The sequence below is a fragment of the Streptomyces sp. NPDC094143 genome (genome assembly GCF_040303825.1).
Taxonomy (GTDB): Bacteria; Actinomycetota; Actinomycetes; order Streptomycetales; family Streptomycetaceae; genus Streptomyces.
Genome location: NZ_JBEOTZ010000002.1, coordinates 426,098 through 439,397, shown reverse-complemented (window position 1 = coordinate 439,397; position 13,300 = coordinate 426,098). Strand labels below are relative to the sequence as shown.

The following is a 13,300-nucleotide window of genomic DNA, read 5'->3' as shown; positions in this document are numbered from 1 at the left end:
CGCCCCGGCCTCCCGCACCGGGTGACATGGGAACGCGACAAGGGGGCATTCGGACAATCGAGCCGAACGTGAGGGTACGGACGGCTCGTTCGGTTCGTGTCATCGACAACTGGGAGTCTCCCATGACGAGTTACGGCAGTTCCCCTGCCGCGTCCTCCGGATCGCGCACCAACGGTCTGGCGATCGCGAGCCTGTGCTGCGGCATCGTCGGGCTGTTCATCCTGAACATCATCCTCGGCCCGCTGGCCATCGTCTTCGGTGTCGTCGCACGCCGTCAGGCGGCCGGGAACGGTGCCGGGATGGCCAAGGCCGGCATCATCCTCGGCGTGGTCGCCGTGGTGCTGTGGCTCGTGATGCTGGCGGTCGCCTCCAGCAACGGCGGCTTCAGCTGGTACGTGGGCGGCTAGCGTCCGCCCGGGCGGACGACGGCGCGAGAAGCGCGTGCGGGTGGACACCGGCAGGTCAGGGCCGGTGCCCACCCGCTGTGCTGTCCGCCCTTCCCTTCTGTCCTCGCCCTCCCCGCAGGGTGGCAAGGTACCCCCTGGGGGTATACATTGGGGCCATGGACCACTCCACACACGACTCGGCACATCACGCGTCCCCCCACGACGCCCGTGCGGGCGCCTCCTGGGGTACGGCGGTCAAGGCGACGCTGCACTGCCTGACCGGCTGCGCCATCGGCGAGATCCTCGGCATGGTCATCGGGACCGCGCTGCTCTGGGGCAACGTGCCCACCATGGCGCTGGCGATCACGCTGGCCTTCCTGTTCGGCTACTCGTTCACGCTGTTCGCGGTGGTGCGGGCCGGGCTGAGCCTGAAGGCCGCGATCAAGGTGGCCCTGGCCGCCGACACGGTCTCGATCGCCGTCATGGAGTTCGTCGACAACGCGATCATCGCCCTGACTCCCGGCGCGATGGACGCGCATCTGTCCGACGGGCTGTTCTGGTCGGCCCTGCTCGGCGGGTTCGCGGTCGCCTTCCTGGTCACCACGCCCGTCAACAAGTGGATGATCGGGCGGGGCAAGGGGCACGCCGTGGTGCACGCCCACCACTGACGAGTCCCGGGCTTCCCGGGATACGGGCCGGGGGTATATTGCCCCTGTCGCCCACGACGGAGGTCCAGTCACCGTGGCCGTGAGCCGGTACGTACGAACATCAGGCGCCCTCGGGCACCTGCTGCTCGTCGTGGTGCTCGCGTTCGGGGTCTTCGTCATGCACACCGTGGGCCACCCCACCGAGGCACACGGCTCCGGTACGGGGCACGCGACGGTGCGCGAGCAGCCCGCCGCCCACAGCTCCGAGGACTCACCGCACGCCGCTCCCGCGGATCATCCGGCCTCCACCGACCTGCCCGTCGGCACCGGGGACATGACCTCCCTGTGCGTGGCGGTCCTGCTCGCCGCATGGGTGCTCACCGCGCTCGCCCGGTCGGCGCTGGCCCGCGATCCCGACGGGCGGACGCGGCTGCGCGCCCGGGCCCTCGCGGCGTGGCGCCCCGGCCCCCCGCCGCCCCGCGGTCCCGATCTCACCCGGTTGTCGGTCCTTCGGCTGTAGGCCGAGACACCTCTGCGGGCGCGCTCCTCGCGCGGTCCCGCCGTCTCGCACACCCGAAAACAGCCCGAAGACCGAACCACCGAGGTGAAAGAGCACCATGAACGCCTTCACGCGCGCCCTGCGCCGCACCCCCGCCCGGCGTACCGCGGCGGCGAGCGCCCTCGCGGCCGCGGCCCTGCTGCTGTCCGCCTGCGGCAGCGGCGACGACACCAGCGGAACGCACCACGGCGGCACCGGCCCGTCGGCCTCGGCCGACGCCGGATCGGGTGCCCCCTCCAGCGCCCCCGCCGGTGAGTTCAACGACGCCGACGTGATGTTCGCGCAGATGATGATCCCGCACCACGAGCAGGCCCTGGAGATGTCCCGGCTGGCCGACGGCCGGGCCTCCGACGCCGGGATCAAGGATCTCGCCCGGAAGATCGAGCAGGCCCAGGGCCCCGAGATCAAGACGATGAAGGGCTGGCTCACGGCCTGGAACAAGCCCACCGCCGCGCCGTCGGCGTCCGGCATGGACCACGGCGGTCACGACGGCGACGGCATGATGAGCGCGGCCGACATGAGCGGGCTCAAGGCCATGCGGGGCGAGGAGTTCGACAAGGCCTTCGCCCGGATGATGATCGACCACCACAAGGGCGCGATCACCATGGCCGAGGACGAGCGGCGCGACGGCCACAACGCCGACGCCCGGAAGACGGCGGCGGCCATCGTCAAGAGCCAGTCCGCCGAGGTCGAGCAGCTCCAGGGCATCCTCGACCGGCTCTGACCGGCGGTGAAGCGGCGGCCGGGCCCCGGGGCACCCGCCCCGGGGCCCGGCCTCGTCCCGCCCCTCAGGCCGCCGCCTCGACCGACGGGTTCGCCGCACCGGCTCCGGCCACGACCCGCCGGCGGCGGGCCGGCCCGATGACCGGGTGGGTGACGCCCCAGGCCGCGCCCTTGCAGACCAGTTCCTTGTAGAGGGCGGCGAACCGGCCGGTCAGGGCCGCGTCGACGGCCCGGTCGTCGGCGGTGACGTACTGGATCAGGCCGTCCCGGCGGCCCAGCGAGACGCACTGGTTGAAGTACCTGATCGACACGTTCGGGAGCTTTCCGCCGGTCAGGCGGGCCGCGATGGCGTCAGCGGCCTGCCAGGCCATGGGCACGCCCGAGGCGCACGACATGCGCAGCGGCTTCCCACCGGGGCCCGTCGCGAGGGCCGCGTCGCCGACGGCGTACACGTCCGGGTGCGAGACCGAGCGCATGGTCCGGTCGACGACGATCCGGCCGGTGTCGGTGACCTTGAGGGCGGTGGCCCGGGCGATCGGGTGGACGGCGAAGCCCGTCGTCCACACGGTGATCGCGGCGGGCACGGAGCCGCCGTCGGCGGTGGTGACGTGGTCGGCCGCGACGGAGGTGACCTCGGTGTGCTCGTGCACGGTGATGCCGAGCCGGTCGGTCACCTTCCGCAGGTGCCGGCGGCCCCGGGGCGACAGCCAGTCACCGAGGACGCCGCCGGTGACGAGGGCGACGTCGAGGTCCGGGCGGGCCTCCGCGATCTCGGTCGCGGCCTCCAGGCCGGTGAGGCCGCCGCCGACCACGACGACGGGCTGTCCGGCGTCGAGGCGGGCCAGGCGCTCGCGCAGCCGGAGCGCTCCGGGGCGGCCGGCGATCTCGTGGGCGTGCTCGGCGACGCCGGGCACGCCGTGCACGTTCCAGCCGCTGCCGAGCGCGTACACGAGGGTGTCGTACTCCAGTTCCTCGTGCGACGGCTCCGCGTCCCCGGGCTCCCCCTGTCCCGGCGTGCCGGAGTCGTGCGGGGCGGTGACGGTGACGGTCCTGCGGTCGACGTCGACGGCGGTGACCCGTGCGAGCTTCAGGGCGACGCCGGTGCCCCGGAACATCTCGCCGAAGGGCCGGGGCGTCAGGTCCTGGCCGACGGCGAGCTGGTGCATCCGGACGCGCTCGACGAAGTCGGGCTCGGCGTTGACGAGGGTGATGGCGACGTCGTCGCGGTGCAGGCGCCTGGCGAGGCGGCCGGCGGCGACGGCGCCGGTGTATCCGGCGCCGAGGACGATGATGCGGTGCTGCATTTCCTGGCTCCTGTCGTTCGCGGATTCACCCCTTGAACCGGGTGGTCCGCCGTTTCCTGACAGGAGTGCGGTGTGAAGCAGCTCACATCGGGGAGAGGGGCGGGTCAGAAGAGCGTGACCAGTGGTTCTCCGTGGTCGGAGGCCGCCCACTGCCGGGTCGCGCGCTCCAGCTTGTCGGGGTTGACCTGGCTGCGGAGCGCGGCGATGCCGTCGGCGGTGATCTCCAGGGTGGTGATGCCGAAGACCCGGCCGTCGACGACCGCCAGGAGGGCGGGCCCGCCGTTGACGGTGGTGGCGTACATCTCGACCGAGCCGCCGGCCAGGGCGCGCTGGGCCTTGCCCGGCCTGAACATGCCGCGCAGGAACTTCGCGACCGCGAGGGCGCCCTCGAACGCCCGGGCGCGGGCCGGGACCTTGCCGCCGCCGTCGCCGATCGCCACGGCGTCCTCGGTGAGCAGCCGTACGAGCGGTTCGGTCCGGCCGCTGGTGGCGGCGGCGAGGAACTCGTCGATGACCCGCCGCGCGGTGGCCTCGTCGACCTCCGCGCGGGCCTTGCCCGCGGCGACGTGCCGCTTGGCGCGGTGGAAGATCTGCTGGCTGGCGGCCTCGGTGACGTCGAGGATCCCGGCGATCTCCCGGTGCGCGTAACCGAAGGCCTCGCGCAGCACGTACACCGCCCGCTCGTTGGGGGTCAGGCGCTCCAGCAGGGTGAGGACGGCGTACGAGACCGAGTCGCGCTGTTCGGCGGTGTCGGCCGGGCCGAGCATCGGGTCACCGGCGAGCAGCGGCTCGGGCAGCCACTGGCCCACGTAGGTCTCGCGGCGTGCGCGGGCGGAGGTGAGCTGGTTGAGGCACAGGTTGGTGAGCACCTTCGTCAGCCAGGCCTCGGGCACCTCGACGCGCTCGACGTCGGCGGCCTGCCACCGCAGGAACGTCTCCTGCACGACGTCCTCGGCCTCGCTCGCCGAACCGAGGAGCCGGTAGGCCATGGCCTCCAGGCGCGGCCTGAAGGCTTCGAACCGGTCCACGTCCTCCACGGTCAGGGGCATGGCCCGGATCCTAACGCCCGTGGCGGCCGGGCCGGGTGCCGCCCGGCGCCAGACGGTGGTAGGCGGCGCGGGCGTGGGCGACACGGGACAGGGCCGTGCCGGCGAGGGTGGCGGCGAGCAGACAGCCGAGCCAGGTGGTGTCGCGGTGGCCCGCCCAGGTGAGGGTGCCCATGGGCGGGATGCCGAACGCGTTGAGGAACAGCCAGCACAGGACGGCCGTGCCGGGGGCCGCCGTGAAGCGGGCGCACAGCCCCAGCACGGCGGCGAGCAACGACAGCGCGGCCAGGGCCAGTGCGGGCCGGCCGGGCCCGACCAGGCCGTTGAGGAGCGCCACGAGCACCAGCGCGCCGCCGAAGGCCCCGGCCCAGACCAACGGCGTCGCCACGGGCTGGGGGACGGGCCTGACCCCGGTCCTCAGGGGCATCCACTCGATCATGCCGGCGGTTCCTTCCGCTGTCCTGCACAGCGATTGTGCCCCCGCGTGTGGTGCGCCGGGCACGGTCGGGGTATATGGCGTCTTTGCCCGGGCGCCTTCCGGCCGTTCCCGGCGTGTGGCGTCCTGGCGCCTCAACTTCCCTCGGGTGGCGCGCTCTTGAGGCTCTCCGCCGCGAGTGCGGAGACGGTGCGGTGGTCCAGGCGCCGGGCGGGGGGCTCGGTCCAGCGGGCCGCGAGCGGGCCGACGACGACCAGGACCGGGACGCGGGCGGTGGCCGGTGGGCCGACCCGCGGTTCTGCGCCGGCGTTGAGCCCGGCGACGACGAGGGAGAACTCGCCGCGCCGACCAGGGTGCCGCCCGCGCGCCGGCGGCCCCGCGGCGAGATCCCGGCGCGGCGGGCGGCCCGGTATCCGGTGGCGATCCTCGCGAACGCGTTCTGCCGCCACACCCCCCCGTTACCGTGTCCGGCAGCCGACAGCCGGCACGGCAGGGGACGGGACGGGACGGGACGGAACGGGACGGGGGCGTACGGGGTGACGGGCATACGCGGCAGGGTGCGCGACGCATGGGACCGGGGGCGGGAACGCGCCGCCGCCCGGCCGCTACTGGTCGATCTCGGGATCGCGCTGCTCGTGCAGGGCGCCATGACGATGCCGTTCCTGGTGCCGCGCGACCCCGCGCTGCCACCGGCGACCTGGGGGGCGTACGGGCTGAGCACCCTCACCGTCCTGCCCCTGGTCTGGCGGCGGCGCGCCCCGCTCGCCGTGCTGTTCGCGGTGCTGGCCGCGAACGCGCTGTACCGGCTGACCCTGGACGGGCCCGGGCAGCCCCTGCCGTACACCGGACTGGTGGCCGTCTACACCATCGCCGCCCTGTCGCCCGCGCCGCGGCGGCTCCTCACCGGGGTGCTGCTGCTCGTCGCCGTACCGGCGGGGGTGTGGCTCAACACCCGGTCGGCACGCGAACTGACCTTCTCCTGGTTCGTGTTCGCCGCCGCCTACGTCTTCGGGCGGCTCACCGACGCCCGGCAGCGCGCGCACCGCGTCGAGGCCGAGCGGGCCGCCGCCCGTGAACGGGCCCGGATCGCCCGCGAGATGCATGACATCCTCTCCCACGCCGTGAGCCTGATGATCGTGCAGGCCGAGGCCGGACCCGTGGCGGTGCGGGCCGCGCCCGAGCGGGCCGAGGCCGCCTTCGACGCCATCTCCGCGACCGGCCGTGACGCCATGGCACAGCTGCGCCGGATGCTGGGCGTGCTGCGCGACGGCGACGAACCCGGCGGCTCCCCGCGCGCCCCGCAGCCCGGTCTCGCCCAGCTGCCCGCCCTGCTCGACCGGGTGCGGGACAGCGGCCTGGACACCCGCTACCGCGCCGCGGGCCGCATCCGCCCGGTCCCGGAGGCGGTCGGGGCCACCGTGTACCGGATCGTCCAGGAAGCCCTGACCAACACCGTCCGGCACGCCGGCGCCCGTACCGTGACGGTGGAACTGGACTGGCAGGACGAGGAGTTGGAGATCCGCGTGACGGACGACGGGTGCGGGCCGCGGCCCGGATCGGGGCGCGGCGGCGGGCACGGGCTCGTCGGGATGCGGGAGCGGGCCGCGGCCCACGGCGGCACCGCGGTCGCCGGGGCCGGCCCGCACGGCCGGGGCTTCGGCGTGCGCGTCCGCCTCCCCCTCGCGCCGGCCGCGGCGGAGGCGGCGGGGTGACCATCCGGGTGGTCGTGGCCGACGACCAGGAACTGGTGCGCAGCGGTTTCGCCCTGATCCTTGACGTGCAGCCGGACATCGAGGTCGTCGCGGAGGCGGCCGACGGGGCCGAGGCCGTCGAGGCGGTGCGGCGGCACGCCCCCGACGTGGCGCTGCTCGACATCCGCATGCCCCGCATGGACGGCATCGAGGCCTGCCGGGCGATCAGCGCGGCCGGTAACTGCCGCACGGTGATGCTCACGACCTTCGACTCCGACGAGTACGTCTACGAGGCGCTGCACGCGGGCGCCGGCGGGTTCCTGCTGAAGGACGTCCGGCGCGACGACCTGGTGCACGCGGTGCGGGTCGCCGCCCGGGGCGACGCGCTGCTCGCGCCCACCGTCGCCCGGCGCCTGGTGGAGCAGTACACCCGGCCGCCCGCCACCCGGCCCCGCAGGCCCGACCCCCGGCTGGAAATGCTCACGGCACGCGAACGCCAGACGCTGCTGCTGCTCGCGCGCGGCCTGTCCAACGCCGAGATCGCCGCCGAACTGGTGGTCAGCGACCACACCGTGAAGACGCACGTCGGCAACGTGCTCGCCAAGCTGGGGCTGCGGGACCGGATCCACGCCGTGATCTGCGCGTACGAGACGGGTCTGATCACGGCCGGCGAGCCCCGCCCGGGCGAGCCGGAACGGCCCGTTCCTCCCCCGCGCCGGTGAGCCGCCGGCGCCCCGGAACCGCTCGCGCGGGCGATCCGCGGGGCGTCGCGGCCGCGAAGGATGAAGCCGTACGCGACAACGGCTCACCATCACGGAGTTGACCCATGAGGACCCCTACCGCACTGCTCGCCGCCGTGCTCGCCGTGGGCGTGGCCGCCGGGCCGTCCGTCCTGCCGGACACCGCCCACGCCGCGCCCTCCGCGGTCACCGCGCGGTCCCCGCACGGCATCCCGCACGCCGCCCTGGAGGCCGCCCTCGCCGGTCTCCCCGACGCCGACGCGACCGCCGCCCTCGTACGGGTCGGGGGCACCGAGGGTGCCTGGCACGGCAGTTCCGGCGTGCACGACCTGCGGACCGGCCGGCCGGCCGACCCCGCGGCCCGTTTCCGCGCCGGGTCGGTGACCAAGGTCTTCACCGCGGCCGTCGTGCTGCACCTGGCCGCCGAGGGCCGGCTGGACCTCGACCGCACCGCCCGCTCCTACCTGCCCGACCTCGTCCCGGCGCCGTACGCGGGCGTCACCGTCCGGCAGCTGCTGAACCACACGCACGGCATCCCGGCCCCCGACGTCGCCGGAACCACCGTCGAGGAGTGGTACGCCCACCGCTTCCGGGTCCACGACCCGCGGGACATGGTCCGCTCGGCGACCGCGAAGAAGCCGGAGTTCGCGCCGGGCGAGCGGCAGCACTACCTCAACATCGGGTACACGATCGCCGGTCTGCTCGTCGAACGCGTCACCGGCGACAGCTACGAGCACCAGCTCGCCCGCAGGGTGCTCCGGCCGCTGGGGCTCCGGGACACGTACTCCCCGGGGAGGAACCCCCGCATCACCGGACCGCACAACCACGGCTACCAGCGGATGCGGCTGGACGACGGGACGACGGGGCTGCGCGACGTGTCCGTGTGGACGAGCACGGACGCCTGGGCGGCCGGGGACCTCGTCTCCACCACCGAGGACCTCGAACGGTTCACCCGCGCCCTGTTCCGGGGCCACATCGTGCGCGGGCCGCTGCTGGAGGAGATGTTCACCCTGCCGAAGGTGACCGACCTCGGCAGCGGCGAACCGGCCGCGTACTCCGCCGGGCTGTCCGTGAAGGTGCTGGGCGGACGCGAGGTGTGGGGCAAGACGGGCGGGCGCTGGGGTTACAACGCGGCGGTGGCCTCCACGCGCGACGGCTCGCGCACCCTCGTCTACAGCGTCAACTCCACCGACGCCAAGGGCCGGGACATGAACCGGGTGGCGGAGCACCTCATGGTGGCCGTCTACGGCAGGCCGTAGCGGCGCCTCACGCCGGGGGTGCCGCGCGGACCAGGCCCGTCTGGTAGGCGATGACGACCAGCTGGGCCCGGTCGCGGGCGCCGAGCTTGGTCATGGCCCGGTGGATGTGGGTGCGCACGGTCAGCGGGCTGAGCACGAGGTCGTCGGCGATCTCGGTGTTGGAGCGGCCCTCCGCGGCCAGGGCCATCACCTCGCGTTCGCGGACCGTGAGGTCGGCCAGGCGCTCCGGCGGCGCCGGATCCGCGCCGGGGGCCGGTGCCATGAGGAAACGGGTGATCAGGGAGCGGGTGGCCCCCGGCGACAGCAGCGCCTCGCCGGAGGCCACCGTGCGCAGGCCGGCCAGCAGTGTGTCGGCGGTGACGTCCTTGCCGAGGAAGCCGCTGGCCCCGGCGCGCAGGGCCTGGGCGACGTAGTCCTCGGTCTCGAACGTGGTCAGGATCAGCACCCGGGTGGCGGACAGCTCCGGGTCGGCGCAGAGCGTGGAGGTGGCGGCCAGGCCGTCGGTGCCGGGCATGCGGATGTCCATCAGGACGATGTCGGGGCGGTGGGCGCGGGTCAGCTCCACCGCCTCCCTGCCGTCGGAGGCCTCGGCGACGACCTCCATGTCCGCGCAGGAGTCGATGAGGATGCGGAAGGTGGCCCGCAGCAGGGCCTGGTCGTCGGCGAGCAGCACCCTGATGCTCATGCGGTGGTTCCTTCCGGGAGGTGGTCGGCGGGCTGCAGCGGCAGGGCGGTGGTGACCTCGAAGCCGCCCTGGGGGCGGGGTCCGGCGCACAGGTCGCCGCCGATGGAGCGGGCCCGCTCGCGCATGCCCATCACGCCGAAACCGCGGCCCTGGGCGGGTTCCGCCCCGCTGGGGCCGTCGTTGGTGACGGTGATCAGCAGGCGGGAGCCGGTGTAGGCGAGCCGGATGTGGGCGGCCTCGGCGGCGGCGTGCTTGGTGACGTTGGTGAGGGCCTCCTGCACGATCCGGTACGCGGTGAGGTCGACACCCGGCGACAGCGGCTGCGGCTCGCCCTCCGTGCTGACGGCGACCTCCAGACCGGCCGACTCGCACGCCGAGACCAGCTCGGGCAGCCGGGCCAGACCGGGCGACGGCTCCAGCGGGCCCGTCCCGTCGGCGTCGTCGTTCTCGCGCAGCAGCCCGAGCGCGGCCTTCAGCTCCCGCAGCGCGGCGGAGGTGGTGCCGGTCAGGTCGGTGAGGATCTTCCGGCTCTGCTCGGGGTCGGTGAGGGCGAGGTGGGCGGCCGTGCCGGCCTGGGCGTTGGCCAGCGCCATGTGGTGGGCCACCACGTCGTGCAGTTCCCGGGCGATGCGCACGCGCTCCTCGGTGACCCGCAGCCGCGCCTCCTCCTCCCGGGTCCGCTCGGCGTGCTCGGCCCGGGCCTGCACGGCGTGCAGATAGGCGCGCCGCATCCGGGTCATGTTGCCGGCGGCGAGGGGCAGCAGCAGCCAGAAGAAGGGGCCGATCGTGCGCAGCAGCAGTGAGAGGTGGTCCATGGAGTCGGCGAACACGGCCGCGACGGTCACCGCCAGCATGGTGACGAGGCCGTAGACGCGGAGGGTCTTGCGCGGGGAGACGGTGGCCAGCCAGTACAGCGCCGCCATGATCGGCGCCAGCAGCAGCGGCGTGAGCAGGTAGCCCTTCGCCACCGCCGCCACCGTGCAGGCCGTGTTGACCAGCACGACCGTGCGCGGATAGGCGCGGTGCTTGAGCAGGAAGAGGCAGCCCACGCCCATGAGGACGATTCCGGTCGTGTCCCGGGCCGGCGTGTTCGCGCTGGGCAGCGTCAGGGAGGTGCCGTACGTCGCGCAGGCCATCAGCGCCAGCGCCGTCGCCAGGTCGACGAGGAAGGGGCGGCGGTGGGCGAACTCCTCCAGGCGGTCCGCGTAGCGCCGCTCCGGGCTGGTGGTCATGGGGCTCTCCGGTCGGTGGACTGTCACCATCGTCATCGATGCGGGGTGGGGACGCCCGAGTGGCCGCCCGTGTCCTTGGCCACGGGCGGCCCTGGGAGGGGTCTCCTCAGGTGCGCGCCGGTTCCAGGTCCCGGGCACCGTCCGGGGCGGGCCCGGCCGCCGGCCGGGTGAGGGCCTCCCCCTCCACGTCGACGCGGGGCAGCAGCCGGTCCAGCCACTTCGGCAGCCACCAGGCCTTGTCGCCGAGCAGGGCGAGGACGGCCGGCACGATCGCCATCCGGACGACGAACGCGTCGAACAGGACGGCCGTGGCGAGCCCGAACCCGATCATCTTGATCATGGAGTCGCTCTCGCCGATGAACCCGGCGAACACCGCGATCATGATCAGGGCGGCGGCCACGACCACCCGGGCGCTGTGCCGGAAGCCGGACACGACCGCCCGCTCGGACGTCTCGCCGTGGACGTGGGCCTCCCGCATCCGCGAGACGAGGAACACCTCGTAGTCCATCGCCAGACCGAAGACGATGCCCACCAGGAAGATCGGCATCAGGCTCATGATCGGGCCGGTCTGCTCGACGCCGAAGAGTTCCGCGCCGTGCCCCTCCTGGAAGACCACGACGACCGCGCCGAGGGAGGCCAGCACCGACAGCAGGAAGCCGAGGGCCGCCTTCAGCGGGACGAGCAGCGACCGGAAGACCACCAGCAGCAGCACCACCGCCAGGCCGACCACCACGATCAGGTACGGCACCAGCGCCGCCTGCACCTTCGCCGCGATGTCGATGTTCATCGCGGTCGTGCCGGTGACCTCGTAACTCGCCCCGGTGTCCGACTCGACGCCCGGCCGCTCGTCCCGGATGGTCGTCACCAGGTCCTTGGTCCTCTCGTCGGTCGGCGCCGTCGACGGCACGACCGAGAAGACGGCCGTGTCACCGGCGTCGTTGAAGCGGGCCGGGGAGACGGACACCACGCCCTCGGTGGCGCCGATCTCCTCGGCGACCGTGGCCGCGGCGGCCTTCGGGTCGGCGGCGCCCTTGGCGTCCACGACGATGGTGAGCGGCCCGTTGGAGCCGGGCCCGAAGCCCTCGGCGAGCGCGTCGTAGGCGCGGCGTTCGGTGGTGGAGACCGGCTTGGCCTCGTCGCCGGGCATGCCCAGCTGCAGGCCGGTCACCGGCACGGCCAGGGCGCCGAGTCCGAGCACGCCCAGGAGCAGCACGGGCAGGGGGCGGCGCAGGACGTAGCGGGCCCAGCGGGTGCCGCCGTTGGTCTCGCTGCTGCCCTCGATGCGGCCGCTCTTGCGGGACCTGCGGGTCAGCACGGCGTTCGGCCAGAAGCCGAGGAACGCCGGCACGAGGGTCAGCGCGATCAGCACGGCGACGACGACGGCGCCCGCCGCGGCCAGCCCCATCTTGGTGAGCATCGGGATGCCGACGACGGCGAGCCCGGCCAGCGCGATGACGACGGTGAGCCCGGCGAAGACGACCGCGGACCCGGCGGTGCCGACGGCCAGACCGGTCGCCTCCTGCGGCGTCCGGCCCCTGGCGCGCTCCTCGCGGTAGCGGGAGACGACGAACAGGGCGTAGTCGATGCCGACGGCCAGGCCCAGCATCATCGCCAGGGTGCCGGTGGTGGTGGACAGGCCGAGGGCGCTGGACAGGGCGAGGATCGTGGCCATGCTCACACCGACGCCGATGACGGCCGTGAGCAGGGGCAGCCCGGCGGCGGCCAGCGAGCCGAAGGTGATGAGCAGCACGACCGCGGCGATCGCGACACCGATGACCTCGGCCGCGCCGCCCGGCCCGCCCTCCTCGGCGAGCGCGGTGCCGCCGGCCTCGACGGTCAGCCCGGAATCCCGGGCCTGGTCGATCGTGCGCTCCAGGTGGGCGCGGCTGGCGTCGGTGAGGTCGGCCGCGCCGACCTCGTAGGTGACGGTCGCGAAGGCGGTCGAGCCGTCCTTGCTGATCGTCTTCGCCCGGAACGGGTCGACGGCGCCCGCGACCTGCGTCCCGTCGCCCAGGCCGCCGACGGCCTTCTCTATCGCCTCCCTGTTCCCGGCGGCGGTCACCTTCTCGCCGCTGGGCGCGATGAACACGACCCGGGCGGTGGCGCTGTCGGCGGTGTCCCCGGGGAAGCGCTCCTCCATCAGGTCGAACGCCTTCTGGGACTCGATGCCGGGCATCGAGAACTCCTCGTCGACGGCGCCCGGAGCCTTGAGGGCGCCCAGCCCCACGGCGGCCAGGACGGCCGCCCAGACCAGGGCGACGTACCAGCGTCGCCTGAAGGCCAGACGGCCCACTCGGTACAGGAAAGTTGCCACGGCAGGAGGTCTCCACATCTGGTGTCGATCGTCCGCCCAGCGTCTCCGCCCGCGGGCCGTCCCGTCGTCGTGCGGCTGCCGACAATCCGGAGTACTCGCCACGCAGTAGGGCCGGCGCCCGTCTCCACCCCGGGTACGAGATTTCCCGAGCCTTCCGGCGACCCCTGTGCTACCGTCGTTGTTGTTGCGGTTTTGGTTCCCAGAGACTTCGAGTGCTCTATCGACCTTTTGTCGACACGAGCACTCTTTTTTGTTTCCGAGGATTTTCGGATCTCTCC

Annotated in this window: 13 protein-coding genes and 1 pseudogene; 7 read left to right on the top strand and 7 right to left on the bottom strand. The window is 73.8% G+C overall.

Annotated features, from left to right (window positions below; translation table 11 throughout):
• Positions 1–122 precede the first annotated feature (122 nt).
• The 4 genes from ABTZ58_RS04620 (at position 123) to ABTZ58_RS04605 (ending at position 2,316) form a co-directional block, all read left to right on the top strand.
• On the top strand, positions 123–407 hold the full coding sequence (locus tag ABTZ58_RS04620) for a DUF4190 domain-containing protein (RefSeq protein ID WP_351350327.1): 285 nt from the start codon (positions 123–125) through the stop codon (positions 405–407).
• 155 nt (positions 408–562) lie between these two features.
• On the top strand, positions 563–1,054 hold the full coding sequence (locus ABTZ58_RS04615; RefSeq protein ID WP_351350325.1) for a DUF4396 domain-containing protein: 492 nt from the start codon (positions 563–565) through the stop codon (positions 1,052–1,054).
• Between the two features lie 73 nt (positions 1,055–1,127).
• On the top strand, positions 1,128–1,553 hold the full coding sequence (locus tag ABTZ58_RS04610) for a DUF6153 family protein (RefSeq protein ID WP_351350323.1): 426 nt from the start codon (positions 1,128–1,130) through the stop codon (positions 1,551–1,553).
• A 97-nt stretch (positions 1,554–1,650) separates the two neighbouring features.
• Positions 1,651–2,316: a DUF305 domain-containing protein gene (locus tag ABTZ58_RS04605; protein WP_351350321.1), complete on the top strand. Its 666-nt coding sequence runs from the start codon at positions 1,651–1,653 to the stop codon at positions 2,314–2,316.
• 64 nt (positions 2,317–2,380) lie between these two features.
• Here ABTZ58_RS04605 and ABTZ58_RS04600 read toward each other — a convergent pair whose 3' ends face one another.
• The 4 genes and pseudogenes from ABTZ58_RS04600 to ABTZ58_RS04585 all read right to left on the bottom strand — a co-directional run.
• A complete protein-coding gene (locus ABTZ58_RS04600; RefSeq protein WP_351350319.1) occupies positions 2,381–3,619 on the bottom strand; it encodes an NAD(P)/FAD-dependent oxidoreductase in 1,239 nt (412 codons plus the stop codon).
• Positions 3,620–3,723: 104 nt separating this feature from the next.
• Positions 3,724–4,668: an RNA polymerase sigma-70 factor gene (locus ABTZ58_RS04595; protein ID WP_351350317.1), complete on the bottom strand. Its 945-nt coding sequence runs from the start codon at positions 4,666–4,668 to the stop codon at positions 3,724–3,726.
• Between the two features lie 10 nt (positions 4,669–4,678).
• Positions 4,679–5,104 carry a hypothetical protein gene (locus ABTZ58_RS04590; protein ID WP_351350315.1) on the bottom strand — a complete coding sequence of 142 codons (426 nt, stop codon included), beginning with the start codon at positions 5,102–5,104 and terminating at the stop codon, positions 4,679–4,681.
• A gap of 131 nt (positions 5,105–5,235) precedes the next feature.
• Positions 5,236–5,528, bottom strand: a pseudogene (locus tag ABTZ58_RS04585) (cation:proton antiporter); the annotation flags it as partial.
• A 109-nt stretch (positions 5,529–5,637) separates the two neighbouring features.
• Here ABTZ58_RS04585 and ABTZ58_RS04580 point away from each other — a divergent pair.
• From ABTZ58_RS04580 to ABTZ58_RS04570, 3 genes are all read left to right on the top strand, one after another.
• A complete protein-coding gene (locus ABTZ58_RS04580) occupies positions 5,638–6,813 on the top strand; it encodes a sensor histidine kinase (protein ID WP_502996005.1) in 1,176 nt (391 codons plus the stop codon).
• Positions 6,810–7,514 (top strand): response regulator, encoded by a 705-nt coding sequence (locus tag ABTZ58_RS04575; RefSeq protein WP_351350313.1) that lies wholly within the window; start codon positions 6,810–6,812, stop codon positions 7,512–7,514. The genes ABTZ58_RS04580 and ABTZ58_RS04575 overlap by 4 nt, the downstream gene beginning before the upstream one ends.
• A gap of 104 nt (positions 7,515–7,618) precedes the next feature.
• Complete coding sequence (locus ABTZ58_RS04570; RefSeq protein ID WP_351350311.1) at positions 7,619–8,791, top strand: serine hydrolase domain-containing protein; 1,173 nt, start codon at positions 7,619–7,621, stop codon at positions 8,789–8,791.
• 7 nt (positions 8,792–8,798) lie between these two features.
• On the opposite strand, the gene ABTZ58_RS04565 is transcribed toward ABTZ58_RS04570, so the two are convergent.
• The 3 genes from ABTZ58_RS04565 to ABTZ58_RS04555 form a co-directional block, all read right to left on the bottom strand.
• On the bottom strand, positions 8,799–9,476 hold the full coding sequence (locus ABTZ58_RS04565; RefSeq protein ID WP_351350309.1) for a response regulator transcription factor: 678 nt from the start codon (positions 9,474–9,476) through the stop codon (positions 8,799–8,801).
• Entirely contained in the window at positions 9,473–10,708 is a 1,236-nt protein-coding gene (locus ABTZ58_RS04560) for a sensor histidine kinase (protein ID WP_351350307.1), read from the bottom strand. The genes ABTZ58_RS04565 and ABTZ58_RS04560 overlap by 4 nt, the downstream gene beginning before the upstream one ends.
• Before the next feature lie 106 nt (positions 10,709–10,814).
• Positions 10,815–13,022 carry an MMPL family transporter gene (locus ABTZ58_RS04555; RefSeq protein ID WP_351350305.1) on the bottom strand — a complete coding sequence of 736 codons (2,208 nt, stop codon included), beginning with the start codon at positions 13,020–13,022 and terminating at the stop codon, positions 10,815–10,817.
• Positions 13,023–13,300: the final 278 nt, after the last annotated feature.